Source organism: Lysinibacillus sp. EB106-09-02-XG168 (genome assembly GCF_058791475.1).
Genome location: NZ_JBYTDN010000003.1, coordinates 3599282 through 3624437, shown reverse-complemented (window position 1 = coordinate 3624437; position 25156 = coordinate 3599282). Strand labels below are relative to the sequence as shown.

Below are 25156 nucleotides of genomic sequence, written 5' to 3'. Positions count from 1 at the left end.
AAGAATTTATTGTAGAAATATTTAGAACTTTTTGGGTTAATAATAAAGCCTTAAATGCGCAAACTAAGCCAATAAAACGGCTCATTGGACATCCTAGAAAGCGTCTAGTCTAGCGAAATCACCCTCACGTTTTATAATGAAACTTTTTTAATGGAAAAATCATTATTTAATAGCGCCCAGTTTTGAGGGAAAGGAAAACCTAATGCCCAATAACTTATACCTCGAAGATTATATTGCTTCGTCATGTCAAACTTAGCTTGTGCACTTCTAGCATCTTCAAACCATACCTCATGATTTCTACCTTGTTCATCAATATAACGGAAATACGGTGACTGTGCGGTCCTATCATATTGAATAGTTGCGCCATATTTTTTTGCTCTGTTAAGTGCCTCTTGAGAGCTAAATGTTTCTGCCTCTTGACCTTTAACATGCGGTAGAAGCCAATCGCGAGCATAAATTTCAAAGCCTAAAAATATTTTGTCAGCAGGCATAACTGATAATGCATATTCCACAACTTTTCTCATTTCGTTAATAGGTGAAATTGCTTGTGGTGGACCAAGCCGATATCCCCACTCATATGTCATCAAAATAACAAAGTCTGCAATTCTTCCGTGTGCTTCATAATCATGTGCCTCATACAAAGTGCCTGCCTGCGTTCCACTCGTTTTTGGCGCAAGTGCCGTTGATACTAGGAATCCTTCTGGATGAAGAGTATCAACAGCTAATTGGAGGAAAGTGTTATAATTTTCCCGATCTGCTGGAAGAACGTTTTCAAAATCGACGTTTAGAACTTTATAGCCCTTTTCCTGCATCACTTGTAAAGTGTTGTCGATAACCTTTTTCCTTAATTCTGCACTAGATAAAATAACATGTGATAAGTTAGAACCGGCCTCTGTGGAAGAGAAATTCGTAAGTGTCAACATAGGAGTGACGTTTTTGGCAATGGCAGCATCAATCATTTCTTTATCCTTTATAGACTGTAGTGTTCCATCCTCCTTCACCATATAAGCAAAGGGGCTAAAATAAGTTAGTAGATGACCAACTGCGTTTATCGACTGCACAGCTTCTTTAGGATCTTCATACGTATAAGCATTTACTTCAATGGAAGGCTTTGCTCTCGGAATAATCAAATGCGTACCAGCGTAAATCATGTTTGGATTTGAAATTTCATTTTCTAAAACAATTGCTTGCACAGTCGTTCCATATTGCGTGGCAATTTGCGATAAAGTCTCCCCTGGTAGCACAATATGTGTAGTGGGTGGGATAATTAGTCTAGTGCCAGGTGTTAAAACATCTGGATTCGTTAAATGGTTTTCTGTGATTATCGATTGCATGGTCACCCCATATTGTTGGGAGATTGACCATAAAGTATCACCCCTTTTTACTATATGGGTTGTGTAAGGAGAAGGGATAACGAGTGATTGTCCGATTACTAATTGGTTTGGATTAGATAAAGCGTTTAATTGGATAATAGAATTAATAGGTACAGAATAGCTGTTTGCAATTTGCCAAAGCGTTTCACCAGCGCTCACCACATGAATAATCATTAGGACACCTCCTTAGTGGTTTCAATATAGCATCATATGTATGAATAAAGGGAATGAGCATTTATCTTTCATTTTTACGTGATAAAAATTGCAAACTTCAAATTCTTTCCAAGTGATATGCATAGGATAAAACATATGCAATGCATCATTTGAGAGAGGAGCTGTATGTTGAAGAAAGTAAAGCTCACAGGAAGAATTGTTACCCCTAAAGATCCGGACTATGAGCAAGCAAGAACAAATAATAATTTAAATGATCCTAAATTTCCGAGTATCATTGTATTTTGTCAAAAGACGAAAGACGTTATCCATGCATTAAGATGGGCGAGAGAAAATAACGAACCATTTCGAATCAGAAGTGGGAGACATAACTATGAAAATTATTCATTATTAAATGAAGGTCTTGTTATAGATGTTAGTGAAATGAATGAAATAACAATTAACCAGAAAGAAATGACAGCGAGAATTGAAGCAGGTGCTAATTTAGGAGAAGTGTATCGAGTATTATGGGAAAATGGTTTTACAATCCCGGCAGGAACTGAAGGTAGTGTAGGGGTTGTTGGTTTGGCGCTTGGTGGAGGGTTTGGCATGTTATCTCGTCCATTTGGGCTAACATGCGACAAACTACTAGAAGTTGAAATGGTTGTTGCAAGTGGTCATGAAGGGGCTGAAGTAATCCAAGCTGATAAGCATAGAAATAGTGATTTATTTTGGGCGAGTTGTGGCGGTGGCGGTGGGAATTTTGGCATCGTTACAGCACTTACATTTAAACTACATTCTATTTCTAACGTTTCGATTTTCTCTATTACATGGGGATGGGAAGATTTTGAACGAGCCTTTGACGCATGGCAAAAATGGGCACCATATACAGATGAACGCTTGACCTCACAGATTGAGCTTAAATCTAGGGAAGTTGGAGAAATAGTAGCTCAAGGTGAGTTTATAGGTACAGCATCTGAGCTAAAGAAACTACTCCGACCTATAAGAAAAACAGGTTCACCAACGAGCATATGGATAAAGGAAGTACCGTATATTAAAGCTGTAGAATTTTTTGACTTACCGAGCGGCAATAAACCAGCTCTTCGTAAAAGGTCAGGATCCTTTATTGAAAGGCCACTCCCTCATGCTGCCATTGTACAAATGAAAGAATTTTTATCTAATGCACCCAATAGAAATGCATCCATTTGGCAGCAATCGCTTAAAGGGGCAGTAAGTCAAATTGCATCAAGTCGAACTGCTTATTATTATAGAAATGCTTTAATTGTTCAGGAGTATATTACTTCGTGGAAAAAGCCTAAAGAGGAAGAAAAAAATATTCATTGGGTAGAGAATTTAAGGCGGGTTTTATCACCGTTCACTACTGGTGATTATGTGAATTTCCCAGATCGTTTTATAAAAGATTGGCCAACTGCCTATTATGGTCGTAATCTAAGAATGCTCAGAGAAGTAAAGGGAAAATACGATCCGTTTAATGTATTTAATTTTCCTCAAAGTATTCCACCAAATAGAAAATGGCTTTAAATGAAAATCAAAAAGAGCAGAATGCAGAGATGAACCAAGCATTGCTGCTCTTTTACCTGTTTTAAACCCGATTGATGAAGACGACTACACAATGGGAGATGAAGAAAATCCCAATGAATAAATTCAATACTTTTCTGCAATTATTTTATTTATCGCTGGAATATCAGCAGGAGCAAAATTAAGATTTAGAAGTTCATGTCGAGGAACCCATCTAATGGCAGTATGTTCAAGTAGAACGGGTTCTCCTTGTATAATCGAAGCTTTAAATGTTTCTAAGCGTACTATAAATTTTTCGTATTCATAAATGGTATCCTCAACTTTATCTCCAACTTGTATAGAGCAATTAAATTCTTCTAATATTTCACGAGTTAAAGCTTGCTCAGGTGATTCGCCCTCTTCGATTTTACCACCAGGAAATTCCCAATAATTTGCTAGTACCATATTAGGATTTCTTAACGCGCAAAAAATTTCATGCTTTTCATTTTCAATAATGGCACCTACTACATGTACATTTTTTTTCATTTATTTTCATCCCCGTTGTGCATTCTTAAAATATTGAAAATTATAACATATATCACTGGATTCTCCCATTATCTAGTAGGGAATAATATTGCTCATTTCCATAGCGTGGGGCTGATTTCCGTTCCGTCTAGGAGACTTTATTGTTAATAATTAGTAAACAAAGAAATAACAATTAAACTGTTTTTTGCATGACTATGTAATTGTCGTTTTCTACTGTATAATAATGAACATTATATAGAAAAAAGGCGGTACGAGGAACGATGAAAAAAATTGAATCTACGCAAAATGCGTTAGTGAAATATTGGAAGAAACTAGCGACGACACGGAAAGAGCGTGAAAGATCTGGAGAATTCATAGTAGAGGGATTCCATTTGGTGGAGGAAGCATTAAAAAATAAGGAGCAGGTGCTGCAGATAATTGTACGTGAAGGTGTTGATTTACCAATGCTTTGGCCGATTGATAATGTAGCGACAATAGAAGTAACAGCGGCTGTTGTCAAAGAGTTTGCTGAAACGGAGACATCTCAAGGCGTATTTGCAGTTTGTAAGCAGCCTTTGTTAAAAGATGATGTAATGGCCTCATGGCGCAAGGTGCTACTAATTGATGCCGTCCAAGATCCAGGAAATATTGGTACGATGATTCGTACTGCGGATGCCGCTGGTTTGGATGCAGTAATTCTCGGCAAGGGCTGTGCTGATCTATATAATCCTAAAACGCTTCGCTCTGCACAAGGATCACATTTCCATATCCCTGTCCTTCGTGGTGATTTAGAGGAATGGATTGAGCAGCTACAAGATAATGATGTACCGGTATTTGGTACTGCTTTAGATGAGGATGCAGTTGTCTATAGTGATATTGAACATACTGGTGCATTCGCTATCATGATGGGGAATGAAGGTAGTGGCATTCAACCACAACTACTTTCAATGACAGATCAAAATATGATTATTCCAATTTTGGGACAAGCAGAGTCTTTAAATGTAGCAGTAGCAACAGGAATCGTTTTATATGGATTTGTGAAGTAGTTAATAAAAGTAATCATATCTGGAGTAATAAGGATATATTAAAACTGAGCTCATCACTAAAAGTTATAAATAACATTTTTAAATATATGCATTGTATATTAGTTGAGTGGAGTCTGGTCGACTCCTTGGGGATCAGCGATATAGAGGAACGAAGGCTAAAAGCATCACGTCCTATGATAACGCCTTCGTGACCAACATCCTGCTGGCCCGAGACCTTGCAACGAAGCGAAGCGGCTCATCTGACGCCTACAGGAAGCTTTGCTCTGTGCGAAAGCGAAGCGTCAGCAACAAAGTCCCAGCCGGAACAGAAATCAACCGCACGTTTTGGTGATGAGCCTAAAAATTGCCGTTAGAACCATTATTATCGATGGCAATAGGCACATGGCTCTTGATTTGAATTGGTATAGTATTGTATAATCACATGTAAAATGTATATATGAATATTAAATGCTTTGACCGGGAAGTAGTAAAGATTGTGAATGGACAACAGGGAGCGTAGGCCGGAGATTGAGAGCCAGCGCCGTACCAATGCAGTTTTGAATTCATCTCGCGAGCAGCTACCGGGACCAGCGAAATGCTGTAAAGGTTTGCCGGCTTTAATCTAGTCGTTATGTCAATGAAGTGATTGTGAGGAGTTTGCCTTGCAATAACTAGGGTGGTACCGCGAATATGTCCTCGTCCCTTTTTTAGGGGCGAGTTTTTTTGTGCCATCGAATTATCGGCATTTATCTTCATTCAGCAAATCTTTTTGAGCGAAAGTGAAACGTCAGCTACAAATGTTTTATATACCGAAAGCGTAGCGACAGGTACAGAGGCTCCCACCTTTGAAGGTGGTGAGATAAATGCGGATGTGGTTCCTTTTCAGTTGGTGTCCAAAAAACTACTGAATGAAGATAAAGCCTCCGGCGGGTTTTACGGATTTTCAAAGGAATGAATTTAAGGATGTTAGTCTAAAATCTTCGCATTCTGCGAAAACAGCTAACTGACCTGCATCGGTAAAAACGCCACGTCCTGTGGCATTACCGAAATGACCGACATCGTGTCGGCCTTCGTGCGGGCCTGGGCACAATTCAAAATCCAGACGCAACGCCAAGGCGAAATTGATTTAATCAAGGAGGGTTTATTACATGGAAGAGCAATTAAAGCAATTAGAGCAAGAAGCACTTGCTAAAATTGAAGCGGCAGCAAATTTAAAGGAATTAAATGATGTGCGAGTAGCGTATCTAGGGAAAAAAGGACCTATCACTGATTTATTAAAGGGGATGGGGAAATTATCAGCTGAGGAGCGCCCGAAAATGGGTGCCTTAGTCAATACAGTTCGTGAAAATGTAACTGCTGTATTAGAGGAAAAGGTTACGGTACTAGAGGAAGCGGCGATTGCTGAAAAATTAGCGAGTGAGTCGATTGATGTCACTTTACCTGGTCGTGAAATTAAAGTTGGGAATCGTCATCCTTTAACACGCGTTATTGAAGAAATTGAAGATTTATTTATAGGTATGGGCTATGAAATTGCAGAAGGTCCGGAAGTAGAGAAGGATTATTATAACTTCGAGGCGCTGAATTTACCGAAGGGACACCCTGCTCGTGATATGCAAGATTCGTTTTATATTTCCGAGGAAATATTATTACGTACGCATACATCTCCTGTGCAAGCTCGCACAATGGAAGAGAAAAAAGGTGAATCGATTCGCATTATTTGCCCAGGGAAAGTATTCCGTCGTGACAACGATGATGCTACACACTCTCACCAATTCATGCAAATTGAAGGGTTAGTGATTGGTGAAAACATTCGCATGAGTGACCTTAAAGGTACGCTTGATACATTAGCGAAAAAAATGTTCGGTGCAGACCGCGAAATTAGACTTCGCCCAAGCTTCTTCCCGTTCACAGAGCCATCTGTTGAAATGGATATTTCTTGCTTCAAATGTGGTGGTTCTGGCTGTAATGTATGTAAAGGTACAGGCTGGATTGAAATTTTAGGAGCTGGTATGGTGCATCCAAATGTACTTGAAATGGCTGGCTATGATCCGAAGAAAGTATCAGGCTTTGCATTCGGTATTGGTGCTGAACGTATCGCAATGTTGAAATATGGTGTCGACGATATTCGTCATTTCTATACAAGTGACACACGTTTCTTATCACAATTTGAGCGAACAGAGGCGTAAGGAGGATAAAAAATGTTAGTATCATTAGAATGGTTAAAAGATTATGTAAGTGTACAGGATTTAACGTCTGAACAGTTAGCTGAAAAAATTACGCGCTCTGGAATTGAAGTAGATGCAGTAATTGATCGTGCTAACGGAATGGATAAAATTGTTGTCGGCTATGTCGTATCAAAAGAGAAACATCCAGAAGCTGATAAATTAAATATTTGCCAAGTGGATGTTGGTGAAGCTGAGCCACAACAAATTATTTGTGGTGCTCCAAACGTTGATGCTGGTCAAAAAGTAATTGTCGCTCGTCCAGGTGCACATTTACCAGGCGGCATTAAAATAAAAAAAGCAAAACTTCGTGGACATGAATCAAACGGTATGATTTGTTCATTACAAGAGGTAGGAATCGAAGGTAAACTTGTACCTAAAGCATATTCTGAAGGGATTTATGTGCTTCCTGCCGATGCTGAGGTTGGTTCAGATGCCCTTGCTATTTTAGGTCTACGTGACACAGTATTAGAGCTTGGCCTAACACCAAACCGCTCAGATGCATTGTCTATGCTAGGTGTAGCGTACGAGGTTGGCGCAATTCTATCTGAAGAAGTGAAGTATCCAGAAATCGCCTACAGCACCTCTTCTGAAAAAGCAGAAGACATGTTAAAGCTACGAGTGGAAGATTTACAAGCAAACCCAATGTATGTAGCAAAAGTTGTGAAAAACGTAAAAATTGCAGAATCACCGATGTGGCTACAAAACCGCTTAATGGCAGCGGGTGTACGCCCGCATAATAACGTTGTCGATGTAACGAACTACATTTTAATGGAATACGGTCAACCGCTTCATGCCTTTGACTACGATAGCCTAGCAACAGGTGAAATCGTAGTGCGTAAAGCAACAGAGGGCGAAAAAATTACTACTTTAGATGAGCAAGAGCGCACATTAAAAGTTACAGATTTAGTCATTACAAATGGCAAAGAGCCGGTAGCTATCGCAGGTGTAATGGGCGGTGCAAACTCAGAAGTAAATGATTCTACAACAACAGTTGTAATCGAATCTGCTTACTTCGACGGCTTATCTGTACGTCAAACATCGCGTCATCTTGGACTTCGTTCAGATGCTTCTGCTCGCTTTGAAAAGGGTGTAGACCCTAACCGTGTGTTACCTGCTGCAGAGCGCGCTGCTGCACTACTAGCTGAATTAGCTGGTGGTGAAGTGTTAGAAGGAACGTGCATCGTTGATGAACTAGATAAATCACCAGCACGTGTTGTCGTTTCTCCAGATTTCATTAATGAACGTTTAGGTATGAAAATTTCATTAGAAGATATGCTATCTATTTTAGAGCGTCTTAAATTTGGTGTAGAAGCAGCAAATGGTTTACTAATCGTTGATGCACCAACACGTCGTCAAGATATTAAAATTGAAGAAGATATAGTAGAGGAAATTGCTCGTCTATACGGCTATGATGAAATTCCGCTGACTTTACCAGAGGGAGCAAACCAAGTAGGTCGTCTAACACCATATCAAGCGAATCGTCGTGTAGTTCGTAATTATATGGAAGGCGCAGGTCTTTACCAAGCTGTAACTTACTCATTAACTTCAGAGGCATTGTCACAACGCTTTGCATTGAAAGCTGAGCCAGTAACACGTTTACTAATGCCGATGAGCGAGGACCGTTCAACTCTACGTCAAAGTCTGATCCCGCATTTAATTGAAGCTGCTGCTTATAATGTTGCTCGTAAGGCTGACAATGTGGCATTGTATGAGATTGGTTCAGTGTTCCTTGGTCAAACAGAAGAAGGGCTACCATATGAGGAAGAGCATGTGGCGGCAGTAGTAACAGGAAAATGGCTTGACCATGCTTGGCAGGGTGAGAAAAAAGCAGTTGATTTCTTCGTCTTAAAAGGCATTGTAGAAGGTGTTATCGGTAAGCTTGGTTTAGAGGACCGTATTTCATTTGTGAAAGCTGAAGTAGATGGATTACACCCAGGACGTACTGCTAGCATTCTTTTTGATGGTGAACAAGTCGGCATTATCGGTGGATTACATCCAGCAGAACAAAAAGCATGGGGTGTAAAAGACACGTATGTAATGGAGATGAATCTTGTAACATTATTAAATGCTAATGCACAAGAAGCACCTCTTGCCTATACGCCAGTGCCTCGTTTCCCAGCAATGTCTCGTGATATTGCGCTTATCATGAACCGTGCAACAACTGCTGGTGAGGTTATTACTGCGATTCGTTCTGCAGGCGTGAAATTATTGAAAGACGTTCGTGTATTCGACGTATATGAAGGTGAAAAAATGGAAGCTGGTAAAAAATCAGTGGCATTCTCTCTAACATACTTCGATCCAGAACGTACATTAACAGATGAAGAGGTTGTTGCAGCACATAATAAAGTGTTAAAAGCTATTGCAACAATTGAAGGCACAGAAGTACGCTAAATTAATAATTTTTTGTGAGCTGTCTCGTAATGAGGCAGCTTTTTGTTTTATTAACATCATGAGACTGTTACAAGGTTGTTTTCGCAGGAGTATGAGAAAAAGGTAGAGAAGATATTTTAAGCTAATTCTCACATTTAAGTTTTTCTTCAATATTTAGAAATAACAAAAAATAAATTTTTGATCTTTATTATGTGTATAGTAAGTTTTGGATAGAAAATTTTACTATGGGGTGGTAGTTATTATGAAAAATCATCGAAAAAGAAGAGGCCTTTCCGTGCGAGCCCGATTAATTTGGGCGTTTGCTTTGATACTTTTAATCCCAAGCATTGCTATTGGTTCGTTTTCGTATTTGAAGTCTTCTGATCAATATCATAAGGAATTAAGTGAAAGCTCACGCGAAAATGTAGATTTATTAAATACACTCATCTCAAATGAGATATCACCTATTCAAAGTGATGTGGAATATTTATCTGCATCTTTTAATAAGAATCTGCAAGATGCAGATGCTTTAAAGGAATTAGAAAAATATAATGCTTTACATAGCAACGTCTCTGTAGTCAATTTGGCAATTGAGGGGCATAAATTTATGCGTGAACCACAAGCTGAATCTTCAACTGATTATGATCCGTTTACGCGACCATGGTACTTAACGGCTATTGAATCACCTGGCAAAAACGTTATGATTGATCCATATAAATCAACGATTACAGGGGAATTAATATTAGCAGTATCAGCTGGTTTACAGGATCGTTCAGGGGTTATTTCTATTGGTCTAAATTTAGACGGAATTTCCGAGCTAGTGAAATCAGTGGAAATTGGTGATAATGGCTATGCTACATTAGTAAATGCCAATAATCTTATTATTGCTGATCCACAGTTAGAGGCAGGATCGGAACTCAAAAAGTCATATATAGAAAAGATGCAAGGAAAAGAAGATGGTAGTTTTACCATTAAGGAAGATGGAAAAGAGTATCAAGTATTTTTCACTACCAATAAACTAACAGGTTGGAAAATCGTTGGTACTATGGATATAGCAGATGTAGCAACTGTCACAAAACCAATTTTAACAAACACTATGACAGTCATTGCTATTGCTCTTATCATATTTGGAATCATTGGTGCCGTCATTATAAGATCAATCATTCAGCCATTACAGAAGTTGTCAACAGTAGCTGAGCAGGTAGGAGACGGTGATTTACGCAATTTAATTGAAATTAATAGAGAAGATGAGATAGGTAAATTGGCGGGTATATTCAATAAAATGATTCTATCTTTGCGTGGCGTAGTTGGTAATATTGGTGAGGAATCAAATCAGTTAGCTTCATCCTCGGAGGAACTTACAGCAAGTACATCAGAAAATAAACGAGCTACATCACAAATTGTTGATTCCATTCAAACATTCGCTGAAACGGTTGATGTGCAAGCAGAAACAATTAATGACAGCACTAACGCTGTACTTGAAATGTCTTCATCGATTCAACAAATTGCAGTAAAGGCCGATACCGTTAATGAAATGTCGAATAAAGCAATGGAAGCTGTTATGATAGGAGACAAAACTATTCAAACAGCAATTGGCCAAATGGAAATGATTCAAAGTACTGTTCAGGAACTGGAAAGTACGGTACAAACATTAAGCGATCGTTCAAATGAAATCGGACGAATTGTAGAGGCAATTACGCAAATTGCTGATCAAACAAATCTTTTAGCTTTAAATGCTGCAATTGAAGCTGCTCGTGCTGGTGAGCATGGTAAAGGTTTTGCAGTTGTTGCTGATGAGGTACGAAAGCTTGCAGAGCAATCCGCACAATCAACAATGCAAATAAAAGATATCATTGGTTATATTCAAACCGATACAAAACTAGCAGTTGAATCAATGACTGCTGGCTCAGCTGAAGTCGTAAAGGGAATCGAAGTAACAAATATGGCAGGAAAGTCATTTAAAGAAATTAATGATAATGTACGAAGCGTAACCTATGAAATAGGAGAAATTTCAGAGACAGCAAAAGTTATTTCTGAACACTCCAATCAAGTGGCAATCGGAATTGAAAGTGTGCTTCAGCAAACAAATGAAAATACAGCAAATGCACAAAATATTTCCGCCGCAACAGAGGAACAGCTTGCTTCTATGGAAGAAATCGCTGCATCGGCTGAAGCCCTTGCTAAAATGTCTGAAAATCTACAACAAACAATTAAACAGTTTAAATATTAAGGCTAAACTAAAATCCGATTATAATAATTTTTTTATGAGCTGTCTCGTAATGAGGCAGCTTTTTTAGTTGGATGACCGTCATGCGAACGTATTAATATTTTCTGAGTAAGCAGCCACTGTATACTTTTTGGATATTTCGTGTTTTTAATAATATTTTGAAATAACAAAAAATAAATCTTAAGTATTTATTATGTGTATAGTAGAAATTGGATAGTAAAAAATAGTAAGAGGAGATAATGATTTTGAAAGAGTATCGAAAACGAAAAAGCTTATCTGTGCGTGCTCGGTTAATCTGGGCGATTACAATGGCACTATTAATTCCGAGTATTGCAATTGGTACATTTTCATATATGAAATCAGATAACCTATATTATAACGAATTAAGTGATAAATCTCGTGAGAATGTCGATTTAATAAATACTTTAGTAACAAAAGAAATTTCCCCAATCATAAGTGATGCACAATATTTGGCTGCTTATTTTAATAAGGATTGGCAAGATGCTGCTGCATTAAAGGAATTAGATAAATACAATGCTTTACATAATAGTGTTTCAGTGGTTGCGTTAACTCTAGAAGGCCATGGTTTTTTACGAAATCCATATCATGAAATGCCTTCTGATTATAATCCGTTTTTGCGCCCCTGGTATTTAAAGGCTATGGAATCGCCAGGTAAAGGCGTCGTGATGGATCCATATAAATCAAATATTTCAGGTGATTTAACTTTAACTGTAGCGGCAGGATTGCGTGACAAATCCGGGGTTGTTTCCATAGATTTGAAACTTGGTGAAATTGCGGAGCTCGTAGATGCTGTAGAGATTGGGAAAAGTGGCTATGCCTCATTAGTGAATGCCAATAATTTTACGATAGCAGATCCGAATGTTGAAGTAGGAACTAAGCTGAAAGATTCGTACATAGAGAAGATGCAAGGAAAAGAAGAAGGTAACTTTACAATTCAGGAAGATGGCGAGGAGCATCAAGTATTTTTCACTACTAATAAACTAACAGGGTGGAAAATTATCGGTGTTATGGATGTAGCGGATGTCACAGCTGTCACAGCGCCAATTTTAAAATCGACAATAGCAGTCATTGTTACTGCTTTAATTATTTGTGGGATCATTGGTGGTATGATCATTGCCTCAATCATTCGTCCACTAAAAGAACTATCTACAGTTGCTGAACAAGTAGGAAACGGCGATTTACGTAACTTTATCGACATAAGAAGAAATGATGAAATAGGGAAATTAGCTACTATTTTTAATAAAATGATTTCCTCATTACGTGAAGTAGTTGGTAATATTGGTGAGAAATCGAATTTATTGGCCAACTCTTCAGAGGAGCTGACTGCAAGTACTGCAGAGAATAAGCGAGCAACATCACAAATTGTTGATTCCATTCAAACGCTTGCTGAGACGATTGATATGCAATCAGAGACTGTTAGTGAAGGTAATAGTGCTGTACTGGAAATGTCATCATCTATTCAGCATATTTCTGCAAAAGCAGGTGCAGTAAGTGATATGTCTAATAAAGCTATGGACGCTGTTATGATCGGTGATGAGACTATTCAAACAGCTGTTCAGCAAATGACCATGATTCAGAATACTGTACAAACACTAGAAAATACAGTGCAAACATTAGACAAGCGTTCTCACGAAATTGAGCACATTGTTGAGGCTATAACCCAAATTGCTGATCAAACAAACCTATTGGCTTTAAACGCAGCAATTGAAGCTGCACGTGCGGGTGAACAAGGAAAAGGTTTTGCGGTCGTAGCTGAAGAGGTACGAAAGCTAGCTGAACAATCCGCACAATCCACGCTGCAAATTAAAGATATTATTTCACAGATTCAAGAAGATACAAATCTAGCAGTTGAATCAATGGCTGCTGGATCAGCTGAGGTCGTCAAGGGGATTGGTATAACAAACATGGCAGGAAAGTCATTTGAAGAGATCCGTACGAATGTACAAAGTGTAACCTCTGAAATAGGACAAATTTCAGAAGCATCTAAAGTTATGTCTCAACACGCCAATCAAGTGGCGATGGGGATTGAAAGTGTTCTTGAACAAACGAATGAAACTACAGCAAGTGCACAAAATATTTCCGCGGCAACTGAGGAACAACTTGCTTCTATGGAGGAAATCGCAGTATCAGCCGCTACCCTTGCTAAAATGTCTGAAAATCTTCAACAAACGATTCAACAATTCAAATATTAAGTTGAAACGAAAACTTTTTGATAAGTTTTTTATATAAAAAATTTCGCTAACTCCAGTAGAAAGCAAGTTATATAAAACTTGTAATCTGCGGGAGTATAGCGAAATTTTTTGTCTATAAGTTCAATTTATTTCATCTTTTTAGCTTTCTCAGTATTCGCAAAATGCCATTTCGTAATGCAACGTAAAAATTCCTCACCTTGTTTTCTCCAAATGCGAGCTGCTAAGGCATCTACTTTTGCTGAAGCCCCCTTCAACAACTCTATCCCAGCAATCTCACTCAGTCGGTCCATTTCTTTTAAAAACGCCGCACGAGCTAATATCGATGCAGTTGCTACTGAAACATGTAATTGCTCGGCCTTCGTAGAAAATAGCACATCATCTCGAACAACATCTCGTTCATTTTTTAAATAATTGTAATACACGCCACGTTCCGCAAACTGATCTATCAAGATCTGTTCTGGTTTTTCGGGAGCCATTTTTGACAGTGTATTTTTAAGTGCCTTATTATGCATCATAGCTTTCATTTTACCTTGTGAGTAGCCTCGTGACTGTAATTCGTTGTATTTTTCATTGCGTAGTACAAGCACACTATGGACGCAAGCTGCACGTAAATCGGGTGCTATTTTACGCATGTAATCATCTGTTAGCATTTTGGAGTCTTTAACACCAAGTTCGTTAATAAGCGCAATTTTTGATGAAGGGACAAATACGGCTGCAACTGTAATTGGACCAAAGTAATCGCCAGTACCTGTTTCATCTGAGCCTAGCACCGACATCGTAGCAAAACCTTCTGGCAGGGCGTCACCCTTTGCTCCAATCGATGATGTTTTCTGAGTGTTTGTTACTTCTACGTCTCCCCAGCGTGCAGCTTCTCGCTCAGCGCCTCCCCCTTGGAACATTAATTTCCCTGATTTGTACATCGTAATGGCTGTATCAGGGAGCTTTGCAGCAAAGATTACCCCTGGTGCTTTACGTTCTACAAAATGATTTGCGTAGTAGGACATCACCTCTTTTTGTATATTTATTGATATTGAAAGTACAATATTTGCCATTTTCTCGTTCCTTTCTGTCCTCGTTGTTCACAATTTTATACCTTTCATGGTATGATAATAAATAGCTTTTTTGTGTAAGTTGCTCACAATCGGAAAAATCGTGAGCACAAAAATTAAAAAGGGGGGTGCGACTATGGGAAATCAAGAAAAGAATAAAATTTCTGTGGAAATATACGGTCATACATATAAAATGGTCGGCTCTGAATCCATCGGACATATGCGACTTGTCGCTTCTATTGTTGATGACCGTATGCGCGAAATGATTGTACATAATCCCTCTCTTGATAGCACAAAGCTTGCCGTTCTTACAGCAGTAAATACCGTTCACGATTATTTACTATTAAAAGAACGAATGGAGCAACTAGAAGAAGAAGTGAAAAAATTAAAGGGTTGAAGTGAATGTTAGATCTAATCATATTAGCGGTACTATTAGCCGGGCTCATCGTTGGAGCAAAACGTGGTTTCATTGTACAGATGATGCATATTGTTAGCTTTATAGTTGCCCTAATTGTTGCGTATATCTATTATAAACCATTAGCACAAAAAATGGTGTTTTGGGTCCCGTATCCAGGGGTAACGGATTCAGGTAGTCTTGGAGTAGTCATTGATAGCTTGGATATAGACCGAACTTTTTACCGTGTCATTGCATTTGCTGTCATATTCTTTGCGGTGAAAATTACAATGCAAATTGTGGCATCGATTTTTGATTTTATAGCGTATTTACCTGTATTAGGTACAGTGAATCGTTGGCTTGGAGCATTGTTAGGCATGATTGAAAACTATTTAATTATGTTTATCTTGCTTTACATTCTTGCTTTATTGCCAGTTGATTCTATCCAAAGTTTAATGTCGAAGTCGTTGTTAAGTGGTCTCATTTTGGAGCATACCCCAATTATTACGAGCATGTTCCAAAACTGGTGGTATATTTATACGCAATAGCAAACTGTGCACTTCTCTCGGTTTTGAGGGAAGTGTTTTTACGATAGGAGGAATCCCCAATGAACAAAAAAACAATTATTCGCACATTAGAAAAGATTGCATTGTATATGGAATTACAAGGGGAAAATCCATTCAAAGTGTCGGCCTTTCGAAAAGCTGCTGCTGCACTTGAGGGAGACGAGCGCTCATTGAGTGAGATGGAGGATGTAACAAAGCTTAAAGGTATAGGTAAAGGTACAGCTGCTGTTATTGAAGATCTAATAACAAATGGTGAATCGAGCTTATTAAAAGAATTAGAAGACATTGTACCAAAAGGATTGTTGCCGTTATTAAAACTTCAAGGCTTAGGTGGTAAAAAAATAGCTAAGCTTCATCAAGAGTTAGGAATTGATTCTGCCGAAAGTTTAAAGGCCGCTTGTGAAGCTTGTAAAGTTCGTGAGCTAGCAGGGTTTGCGGCAAAAACTGAAGAAAAAATTTTAAAAGAACTTGCAAATTTATCAAACCGATCAGAACGTTTACCGATTTGGCAGCTAGAGCCAGTTGTTTTACAAATTGAAGCGCTTCTAGGTAGTATGGAAGAAGTTGAGCGTTTTTCTGTTGCTGGAAGCTTCCGCCGTGCAGCGGAAACAAGTAAAGATATTGATTTTATTGTTGTAACGGAAGCAGTTGAGGCTGTACGTGAAAAGCTACTGAATAAGCTTTCTGTACAAGAAGTAGTAGCTGCTGGTGATACAAAGATTTCAGTTATTTTAGATTTAGAAGAGCCTGTAAGTGTAGATTTTCGATTAGTGAAAGATGCTGAATATGCAACGGCCTTACATCATTTCACAGGCTCGAAAGATCACAATGTCCGCATGCGTCAGATTGCAAAAGCCCGTGGTGAAAAGATTAGTGAATACGGTGTGGAACAAGCGGATGGCACTGTTTTAACGTTTAAGGATGAAGCAGAATTTTTTGCGCATTTTGATTTACCATTTATCCCACCTAGCTTGCGTACAGGAACAACGGAATTTGATAAAACGGATGACATTCAAGATCTTGTGAAATTAGAAGATATTAAAGCAGATTTACATATGCATACGACGTGGTCTGATGGTGCATACTCTGTAGCTGAAATGGGCGAGGCATTAATAGAACGTGACTATCAATATAGCGTTATTACTGACCATTCACAATTTTTAAAAGTAGCAAATGGTTTAACGCCAGAGCGTTTAACAAAGCAACGTGCTGAAATTGAGGCATTTAATGAGGCACATCCAGATTTCCATTTATATGCGGGGACAGAAATGGACATTTTGCCAGATGGTTCACTCGATTTTGAAGATGATGTGCTGAAAGAGTTAGACTTCGTCATTGCCTCTATTCACTCTAGCTTTACACAATCGCAGGACAAAATTATGGCGCGCTTACTGACGGCGATGCAAAATCCGTATGTTCATATGATTGCACATCCAACTGGCCGCATTATTGAAGATCGTACTGGCTATAATCCTGATATGGAGCAATTAATTGCTTGGGCGAAGGAGTATGGTAAAATTTTAGAGTTAAATGCGAATCCATATCGTCTTGATTTATGTGTTGAGCATTTAGAAATGGCTTTAACAGCTGGCGTGCCCGTAGCAATCAATACGGATGCCCACGATATTGCTCATTTACGCTTTATGGATATCGGAGTACGCTACGCAAACAGGGCATTGTTGAAAAAGGATATGATTGTGAATACATGGACGCGAGAACAATTTGAAGCGTTTATTCGACGAAATAAATAGGTTGAGGAGGTGTTCTCAGTGATTGCAGAACGCGCATTGAAAACACTAGAATATGATAAAGTACGTCAGCAAGTGGCTACATACTGTACTTCTTCAATCGGTAAATCTGCCGTTGATGAACTTGTACCACAGACAGACTATGAAAAGGTTGTTCAATTATTAGAAGAAATGGACGAAGGACTATCCATTTTACGTGTTAAAGGCAATGTACCAATGGGTGGGATTTTTGATGTACGACCAGCTGCAAGGCGTGCACAAATCGGGGGCATGCTTTCAGCGGTGGAATTAATGGAAGTATCAAGTACGATTCGAGCTAGTAGAATTCTTCGTAATTTTATTGAAGATATAGAATCAGAAGAAGTGATTAATATTCCTCATTTCATCGCCAAAAAGGAAGCAATGCCTGTTTTGACGGGCTTGCAGCATGAAATTAATAACTGTATTGATGAAAACGGCTCAGTTTTAGACTCTGCAAGCCAAACGTTGCGATCCATTCGCCAATCTTTGCGCGCTGAGGAAGCTAAAGTACGATCTAAGCTGGAAAGCCTTACACGCGGGAGCAATGCTTCAAAAATGCTCTCAGATACACTTGTAACGATTCGAAATGATCGCTTTGTTATCCCTGTTAAGCAAGAATACCGTCATCATTATGGTGGGATTGTGCATGATCAATCATCTTCTGGTCAAACACTATTTATCGAGCCAGATTCGGTTGTTCAAGCGAATAATGAAATTCATCGCTTAAAAATGAAAGAGCAAGCTGAAGTTGAACGCATTTTACTTGCATTAAGTGCGATGGTTGAGGAAGTAGCTCCAGATCTTTTTAACTTAGTAAAAGTACTAGGCGAGATTGACGTCATTTTAGCTAAAGGCAAGTACGGTCAAGCGAACAAATGTACAATGCCTAAAATGAATAACGATGGTTACATTCGACTTGTGCGTGCACGTCATCCACTATTACCGATTGAAACGGCCGTTGCTAATGATATTGAATTCGGGAAAGATATAACGGCAATTGTCATTACCGGACCAAACACTGGTGGTAAAACTGTCACTTTAAAAACAGTTGGATTGTGTACATTAATGGCACAGGCTGGATTACCAGTGCCTGCACTTGATGGTTCAGAACTTGCTGTTTTCAAACAGCTTTTCGCGGATATTGGGGATGAACAGTCAATTGAGCAATCACTGTCAACATTCTCTTCTCATATGGTCAACATAGTAGATATCTTACAAAAGTTTGATGACGAATCACTCGTACTATTTGATGAATTAGGTGCCGGTACAGATCCTCAGGAGGGGGCAGCTCTAGCCATCTCCATTTTAGATGAAGTACATGGTCGTGGTGCCCGCGTGATGGCAACGACGCACTATCCTGAGCTAAAAGCATATGGCTATAATCGTCCAGGAGTTGCTAATGCGAGTGTAGAGTTCGATATCGAGACATTGAGTCCAACATATCGTCTACTAATCGGAGTACCAGGTCGCTCCAATGCATTTGAAATTTCAAGTCGCTTAGGCTTACCTGAGTCGATTATTGACCGTGCGAAAAGCTTTACAGGTACAGATCGCCATGAGGTGGAGTCCATGATTGCTTCACTTGAAGAAACTCGTCGCCAATCAGAAGATGATGCTGAACGCTCTCATGAATTAATGATAGAGTCTGAAGCCCTTCGCAAAGAGCTACAAGGAAAACTACAAGCTTACGAAGACCGTAAAGAGGCACTCGATAAAAAAGCGAAAGAAAAAGCACGTAAAATTGTTGATGAAGCAAAAAGAGAAGCAGAATCAATTATTGCAGAGCTTCGAGAAATGCGCAAAAATGCAGACCAAGTTGTTAAGGAGCATGAACTCATCGAAGCTCGTAAACGATTGGAAGAAGCTACACCGCTTGAAAACAACAAAGTGCTGAAAAAAGCAGCACAAGTAAAGGCCCGTGCACAAAACTTAGTTGTCGGAGACGAGGTAAAGGTGTTAAGCTATGGACAACGGGGAACATTGCTCGAAAGAGTATCGAATTCCGAATGGGTTGTCCAAATGGGTATTTTGAAAATGAAAATCTCCGATAGTGATCTAGAGTACATTAAACCAGAAAAAGAAACTGTGCAACGTATGGCTGGTGTAAAAAATCGCAGCAACCATGTAAAATTAGAATTAGATTTACGCGGCGAACGATATGAAGACGCCATTTTACGTACAGAAAAATATATTGATGATGCCTTGCTTGCTAACTATGGGCGTGTATCAATTATTCATGGTGTCGGTACAGGTGCACTACGTCAAGGAATTCAAAGCTATTTGAAAAAGCATAAGCGTGTAAAATCCTTCCGTTTTGGTGAAGCCGGCGAGGGGGGCTTAGGCGTCACAGTTGTGGAATTGAAATAAGCTGTAAAGGGGACGGAGAAAATGCTGAATTCTAGCTTTTGGCGATATCCAATTATCGAAACGGCAGGATATTTTAGTGTTGTCGTATTGTGTTTAGTCGTCTCGATGGCATTGTTCGAAGTCGTTACGAAATATAAAAATTGGGAAGAAATTAAAAAAGGTAATATCGCTGTGGCACTCGCAACAGGTGGAAAAATTCTAGGAATCTGTAATATTTTTCGCTTTTCTATTGCGCGCCATAGTACTTTAAGTGAAATGATTGGCTGGGGCCTTTTTGGTTTTACGTTATTAATTGTGGCGTATTTCTTATTTGAATTTATGACACCACGTTTTAATGTCGATCAAGAAATCGCAAATGACAATCGCTCAGTCGGCTTCATTTCCTTTACCATTTCAGTCGGTCTATCGTTTGTTATTGGGGCAAGTATTGCATAGGAGTGTAATGACATGGAGAAATTAGCAAAAGTACTAATCGTTGTCTGCATCGCATTTTTGGCAGTCGGTGTCTATTATATGATGACCGTTTAAACAAAAAACGCATCCTTTTAGGAGGATGCGCTTTTTTTATTGATAGGGTGAGGAGAAGAACTGCTACTCGGATGTCTATCTACGGAAAGAAGCCGGGGCGACGGAAAGAAGAGCCAAAACGATGGATAGAAGCGTCAAAAACGTGGATAGAACAGCCGAATTCGTGGATAGAAGCGTCAAATTCCTGGATAGAACAGTCAAAGAAGCGGAAAGAAAAGCCACAGCGATAAGTACTTATTTCTAAATATCTAGAGTAGCTTCGAAAACGGCTCAGATGAGTGAAGAACTGCACAGGTCCGGAGAGGAAGCAGCCAGCTGATTGTGTCATCGCATTAATAAATAATACTCCCCGAAAAAATCATAAGTTACATCAACCTCATATGAACCATCGCAAAATACTACTAACATCTATTAACATTCCTTCATCTATCTAAAAGTTAGCATTAAAAAATTATTTTTCGAATATAGAAATATGAACTCAGTCTAGAGTATAAAAAAAGCAAGAGTGAATTAGTATTCATAAAGTATATCGATCTAACCCCCAAGAAATACAGTTATATAAATGTTGTTAATTGCATAATAATTAATCGTAAATGCATTTATTTTCTATTTTATGTTTGAAAGAGTATTTCTTTTTCATTATAATTAAAATAAGAGTTTACAAAGTTTGGAACAAAGGGGAGAGGACGTATGACAACAAAACCATGGCTATCAAATTATCCTGAAGAAGTACCATCGTCTTTAACGTTTGAGGAAATTCCTGTGCAAGAGTTTTTGACACGCGCCTATAAAAAGAATCCATCCAAAGTTGCGATTCATTTTATGGGAAAGGATTTGACGTATACTGAGTTATATGAGTCATCGCTTAGGTTCGCAAACTATTTACAAGCCCTTGGGGTGGAAAAGGGAGACCGAGTAGCGATTATGCTACCAAACTCACCACAAAGTGTAATCGCTTACTACGGGGCAATGTATGCTGGAGCGATTGTCGTACAAACAAATCCACTTTATACTGAGCGTGAACTTCAATATCAAATGGCTGATTCAGGTGCGAAAGTAATTTTATTGATGGATATTTTGTATCCACGTGTTATGAAAATTATCAAAGAAACTGCGCTTGAAAATGTAATTGTCACAGCTATTAAAGATTATTTACCATTTCCTAAAAATTTGGTATATCCATATATTCAAAAAAAGCAGTACGGTTTTAGTGTCAAGGTTGAACATAGTGGTCAAAATCATTTATTCACAGAAATTATGCGCTCCGCTCCCATCAAAATGATTGATATTCCATTTGATTTTGAAGAGGACATTGCACTGCTTCAATATACAGGTGGAACGACGGGCTTTCCTAAGGGTGTAATGCTAACTCATAAAAACTTAATTGCTAATGCAACGATGTGTGATACATGGATGTATAAATGTATACATGGAGAGGAAACCATTATGGGCATCCTACCATTCTTCCATGTCTATGGTATGACTACTGTTATGTTATTATCCGTTTTCACGCAAAATAGAATGGTGTTATTACCAAAGTTTGATGCAGAGACAGCGTTGAAAACGATAGATAAGCAAAAACCGACTCTTTTCCCGGGTGCACCGACCTTATATATTGGTCTATTAAATCATCCGGATATTGCAAAGTATGACTTATCGTCTATAAAAGCATGCTTAAGTGGTTCTGCTTCATTGCCAGTAGAGGTGCAGGAGAAATTTGAAGCGGCAACAGGGGGAAAACTTGTAGAAGGATATGGGTTAACAGAAACTTCTCCTGTCACACATGCTACACCAATTTGGGGTAAGCGTGTTATGGGCTCAATTGGTTTACCTTGGCCAAATACGGATTCAGTGATTTTACGTACAGGGGATACAGAGGCACTTCCAGTCGGTGAGGTAGGAGAGATAGCTGTAAAGGGACCACAGGTTATGAAAGGCTATTGGAATCGCCCTGAAGATACAGCAGCGTCGTTCGTAGATGGCTGGTTTTTAACAGGCGATCTGGGCTATATGGACGAAGAAGGGTATTTCTATGTAGTTGACCGTAAAAAGGATATCATTATCGCAGGTGGTTTTAATATTTACCCTCGTGAGGTAGAGGAAGTATTATATGAACGAGAAGAAATCCAAGAATGTGTAGTTGCGGGCATACCAGACCCGTATCGAGGAGAAACGGTAAAAGCTTATATTGTTTTAAAAGAAGGATATTCGATTACGGAAGACGAATTAAATAAATATTGCCGTCAAAACTTAGCCGCTTTCAAAGTTCCGCGCTATTATGAGTTTAGAGATGAGCTACCGAAAACGGCTGTTGGGAAAATTTTGCGTCGTTCGTTAGTAGACGAGGAAAAAACGAAATTGGTGAATAAAGAAGCAAAATAAATACGTGGTAAAGTATTGACAAGCAAAGTTGTAAATTATAATATGAAAATATGAATGAATGACCATTCATATTTTCATATTTTTTTAGGTTACCACGTCACATCCTTTGCAATACATCAGCATGAATGGGGCGTGTGCAAGTTTTTTTAGGTGGTGATATAAAGGTGAAACGTGATAAGCCAAAATATAAGCAAATTATTGATGCAGCTGTCATCGTTATTGCAGAAAATGGGTATCACCAAGCACAGGTATCGAAGATTGCTAAACAGGCAGGGGTGGCCGATGGAACAATCTATTTATATTTTAAAAATAAAGAAGATATATTAATTTCTGTCTTTAATGAAAAAATGGCTGTTTTTGTAGAGTCATTACAAGATATAATAGAAAATGGAAGTACGTCTAAGGACAAACTTTCACGAATGATCGCAAATCATTTTAATGTTCTAGCGACAGATCGATACCTAGCAACCGTCACACAATTGGAACTACGACAATCGAATAAAGATTTACGACTAAAGATTAATTCGGTGTTAAGAGAGTATTTAAAATTACTTGATCAAATTCTAATCGAAGGTATGCTATCAGGTGAGTTCAATCAAACGATGGATGTGCGCTTGGCGCGTCAAATGGTGTTTGGAACCATTGACGAAACTATTACGTCGTGGGTTATGAATGAATATCGATATGATTTGATAGAGCAGGTTCCAAAAGTTCAGGCATTAATCTTGAACGGTATTAAAGCTTAAAAGGATGTGGAGAAATGGAATTTCTAAGTTGGAAAGCAGTGGATGGAGTAGCGATTATTACAATTGCACGCCCACCAGCAAACGCATTATCTCGCGGAATCATCGCCGAAGTAAATGCTGTGCTAGATGAAGTAGAAAATGATGACACTGTACGTGTCCTTGTACTTCATGGCGAAGGTCGTTTCTTCTCAGCAGGTGCAGATATTAAAGAGTTTACAGAGGTTGTTTCTGGTGATGAATTTTCCAAGCTAGCGAGCAATGGTCAACAAGTTTTTGAGCGAGTTGAAACGTTCTCTAAACCTATTATTGCTGCAATTCACGGTGCTGCACTAGGCGGGGGCCTAGAATTAGCGATGAGCTGTCATCTGCGCTTTGTGACAGAATCTGCGAAATTAGGACTACCTGAATTACAATTAGGACTTATTCCAGGTTTTGGGGGTACACAACGTCTACCGCGATATGTAGGAGTTGCAAAAGCTGCAGAAATGATGTTCACAAGTGAGCCGATTTCTGGTACAGAAGCTGTACAATGGGGTTTAGCAAATCGTGCATTTACTGATGAAGCATTACTAGAAGAAACGTTAAAGGTAGCAAAGAAAATTGCGAAGAAGAGTCCGGTTGCTTTAAAAGCAGCTATCCAAACATTGCAATATGCAAAGCATGCTTCATTCTATGAAGGGATTGAGGCGGAAGCAAAATCCTTTGGTACAGTATTCGTTTCGGAAGATGCAAAAGAGGGAATTCAAGCATTTATTGCAAAACGCGAGCCTGTGTTTACTGGTAAATAATATTCCATCAGTGTCGATAGCGACTTGAAAGAGTGTTATCGACGTTACCGACACTGAAAATATATAATATTTATAAGTTTACTTAGAAATAAAAATCGTTTCAGGGGGTATGGATATATGAATATTTTTGCATTAATTAAACGTACGTTTGATACAGAAGAAAAAATCGTTGTGTCGGGTGGTAAAATCCAAGAGGATGGCGCAGAATTCATCATCAATCCTTACGATGAGTATGCCATTGAAGAAGCTATTCAAGTACGAGACGCTGCAGGCGGTAAAGTAACAGTTGTTTCAATTGGTGGCGAAGATGCAGAGAAGCAATTACGCACAGCTCTTGCAATGGGAGCTGATGAAGCGGTTCTGATTAATACAGAAGATGATCTAGATGAATTAGATCAAAATGCAGCAGCATATATTTTAGCTGAATATTTAAAAGATAAAGACGCTGATTTAATTTTATCAGGAAACGTTGCAATTGACGGAGGCTCTGGCCAAGTAGGACCTCGTGTTGCAGATTTACTAGGCATTAACTATGTTACAACAATTACAAAGCTTGAAATTGATGGAACATCTGCGAAAATTGTACGTGATATTGAAGGTGACTCAGAAGTAATCGAGACATCTTTACCACTTTTAGTAACAGCTCAGCAAGGTTTAAACGAGCCACGTTACCCATCTTTACCAGGGATCATGAAAGCGAAGAAGAAACCGCTTGCAGAACTTGAGTTAGATGATTTAGATATCGATGAAGATGATGTAGAAGTTAAGGTAAAAACAGTTGATATTTTCTTACCAGCTCAAAAGGCAGCAGGTCGTATTCTTGAGGGCGAACTTTCTGCTCAAGTAAAAGAGCTTGTAAACCTACTTCATACAGAGGCAAAAGTAGTTTAAGTCATCTGATGACACAAATCGAATCTTAAAGGGTAACGGAGGGAATATAC

General features: G+C 38.8%; 18 protein-coding genes. 15 read left to right on the top strand and 3 right to left on the bottom strand.

Translation table 11 applies throughout. The features are described from left to right. Positions 1-131: 131 nt before the first annotated feature. Positions 132-1547 (bottom strand): LysM peptidoglycan-binding domain-containing protein, encoded by a 1416-nt coding sequence (locus AC3WSO_RS18450; RefSeq protein WP_492532843.1) that lies wholly within the window; start codon positions 1545-1547, stop codon positions 132-134. A gap of 165 nt (positions 1548-1712) precedes the next feature. Here AC3WSO_RS18450 and AC3WSO_RS18445 point away from each other — a divergent pair, with 165 nt between their 5' ends. Continuing rightward, positions 1713-3065, top strand: coding sequence for an FAD-binding oxidoreductase (locus tag AC3WSO_RS18445; RefSeq protein ID WP_492532841.1), 1353 nt, complete (start codon positions 1713-1715; stop codon positions 3063-3065). Positions 3066-3188: 123 nt separating this feature from the next. Here AC3WSO_RS18445 and AC3WSO_RS18440 read toward each other — a convergent pair whose 3' ends face one another. Continuing rightward, positions 3189-3587, bottom strand: coding sequence for a (deoxy)nucleoside triphosphate pyrophosphohydrolase (locus AC3WSO_RS18440; protein ID WP_492532839.1), 399 nt, complete (start codon positions 3585-3587; stop codon positions 3189-3191). Between the two features lie 260 nt (positions 3588-3847). Between AC3WSO_RS18440 and AC3WSO_RS18435 the strand changes: the two genes are divergently transcribed. The 5 genes from AC3WSO_RS18435 to AC3WSO_RS18415 all read left to right on the top strand — a co-directional run bounded on the left by AC3WSO_RS18435 (position 3848) and on the right by AC3WSO_RS18415 (position 13626). Next, entirely contained in the window at positions 3848-4612 is a 765-nt protein-coding gene (locus AC3WSO_RS18435) for a TrmH family RNA methyltransferase (protein ID WP_492532837.1), read from the top strand. Between the two features lie 1127 nt (positions 4613-5739). Further along, positions 5740-6777, top strand: a complete 1038-nt coding sequence (gene pheS / locus AC3WSO_RS18430) for a phenylalanine--tRNA ligase subunit alpha (protein ID WP_197144733.1) — start codon at positions 5740-5742, stop codon at positions 6775-6777. A gap of 12 nt (positions 6778-6789) precedes the next feature. After that, positions 6790-9207 (top strand): phenylalanine--tRNA ligase subunit beta, encoded by a 2418-nt coding sequence (gene pheT, locus AC3WSO_RS18425; protein WP_492532835.1) that lies wholly within the window; start codon positions 6790-6792, stop codon positions 9205-9207. A gap of 241 nt (positions 9208-9448) precedes the next feature. Beyond that, complete coding sequence (locus tag AC3WSO_RS18420; protein WP_492532833.1) at positions 9449-11416, top strand: methyl-accepting chemotaxis protein; 1968 nt, start codon at positions 9449-9451, stop codon at positions 11414-11416. A 242-nt stretch (positions 11417-11658) separates the two neighbouring features. After that, a complete protein-coding gene (locus AC3WSO_RS18415) occupies positions 11659-13626 on the top strand; it encodes a methyl-accepting chemotaxis protein (protein WP_492532832.1) in 1968 nt (655 codons plus the stop codon). A gap of 125 nt (positions 13627-13751) precedes the next feature. Here the strand turns inward: AC3WSO_RS18415 and rnhC are convergent, their stop codons facing one another. Then, positions 13752-14678, bottom strand: coding sequence for a ribonuclease HIII (gene rnhC, locus AC3WSO_RS18410; RefSeq protein ID WP_492532830.1), 927 nt, complete (start codon positions 14676-14678; stop codon positions 13752-13754). Positions 14679-14811: 133 nt separating this feature from the next. Between rnhC and zapA the strand changes: the two genes are divergently transcribed. The 9 genes from zapA (at position 14812) to AC3WSO_RS18365 (ending at position 25106) form a co-directional block, all read left to right on the top strand. After that, positions 14812-15072, top strand: a complete 261-nt coding sequence (gene zapA, locus AC3WSO_RS18405; RefSeq protein WP_476425303.1) for a cell division protein ZapA — start codon at positions 14812-14814, stop codon at positions 15070-15072. Positions 15073-15077: 5 nt separating this feature from the next. After that, the gene (locus tag AC3WSO_RS18400; protein WP_492532828.1) at positions 15078-15617 is read left to right on the top strand and encodes a CvpA family protein; all 540 of its coding nucleotides are present in this window, start codon (positions 15078-15080) and stop codon (positions 15615-15617) included. Positions 15618-15676: 59 nt separating this feature from the next. Then, positions 15677-17386 (top strand): DNA polymerase/3'-5' exonuclease PolX, encoded by a 1710-nt coding sequence (gene polX, locus AC3WSO_RS18395; RefSeq protein WP_492532826.1) that lies wholly within the window; start codon positions 15677-15679, stop codon positions 17384-17386. Positions 17387-17404: 18 nt separating this feature from the next. Then, a complete protein-coding gene (locus AC3WSO_RS18390) occupies positions 17405-19771 on the top strand; it encodes an endonuclease MutS2 (protein WP_492532824.1) in 2367 nt (788 codons plus the stop codon). Between the two features lie 21 nt (positions 19772-19792). Beyond that, complete coding sequence (locus AC3WSO_RS18385) at positions 19793-20206, top strand: DUF350 domain-containing protein (protein WP_197144741.1); 414 nt, start codon at positions 19793-19795, stop codon at positions 20204-20206. A gap of 783 nt (positions 20207-20989) precedes the next feature. Continuing rightward, positions 20990-22681, top strand: a complete 1692-nt coding sequence (locus AC3WSO_RS18380) for an AMP-binding protein (protein WP_492532822.1) — start codon at positions 20990-20992, stop codon at positions 22679-22681. Positions 22682-22845: 164 nt separating this feature from the next. After that, the gene (gene fadR / locus AC3WSO_RS18375) at positions 22846-23427 is read left to right on the top strand and encodes a fatty acid metabolism transcriptional regulator FadR (protein ID WP_079563171.1); all 582 of its coding nucleotides are present in this window, start codon (positions 22846-22848) and stop codon (positions 23425-23427) included. Between the two features lie 14 nt (positions 23428-23441). Then, positions 23442-24215 carry an enoyl-CoA hydratase gene (locus tag AC3WSO_RS18370; protein WP_492532820.1) on the top strand — a complete coding sequence of 258 codons (774 nt, stop codon included), beginning with the start codon at positions 23442-23444 and terminating at the stop codon, positions 24213-24215. A gap of 117 nt (positions 24216-24332) precedes the next feature. Then, the gene (locus AC3WSO_RS18365; RefSeq protein ID WP_492532818.1) at positions 24333-25106 is read left to right on the top strand and encodes an electron transfer flavoprotein subunit beta/FixA family protein; all 774 of its coding nucleotides are present in this window, start codon (positions 24333-24335) and stop codon (positions 25104-25106) included. The last annotated feature ends 50 nt before the right edge of the window (positions 25107-25156 follow it).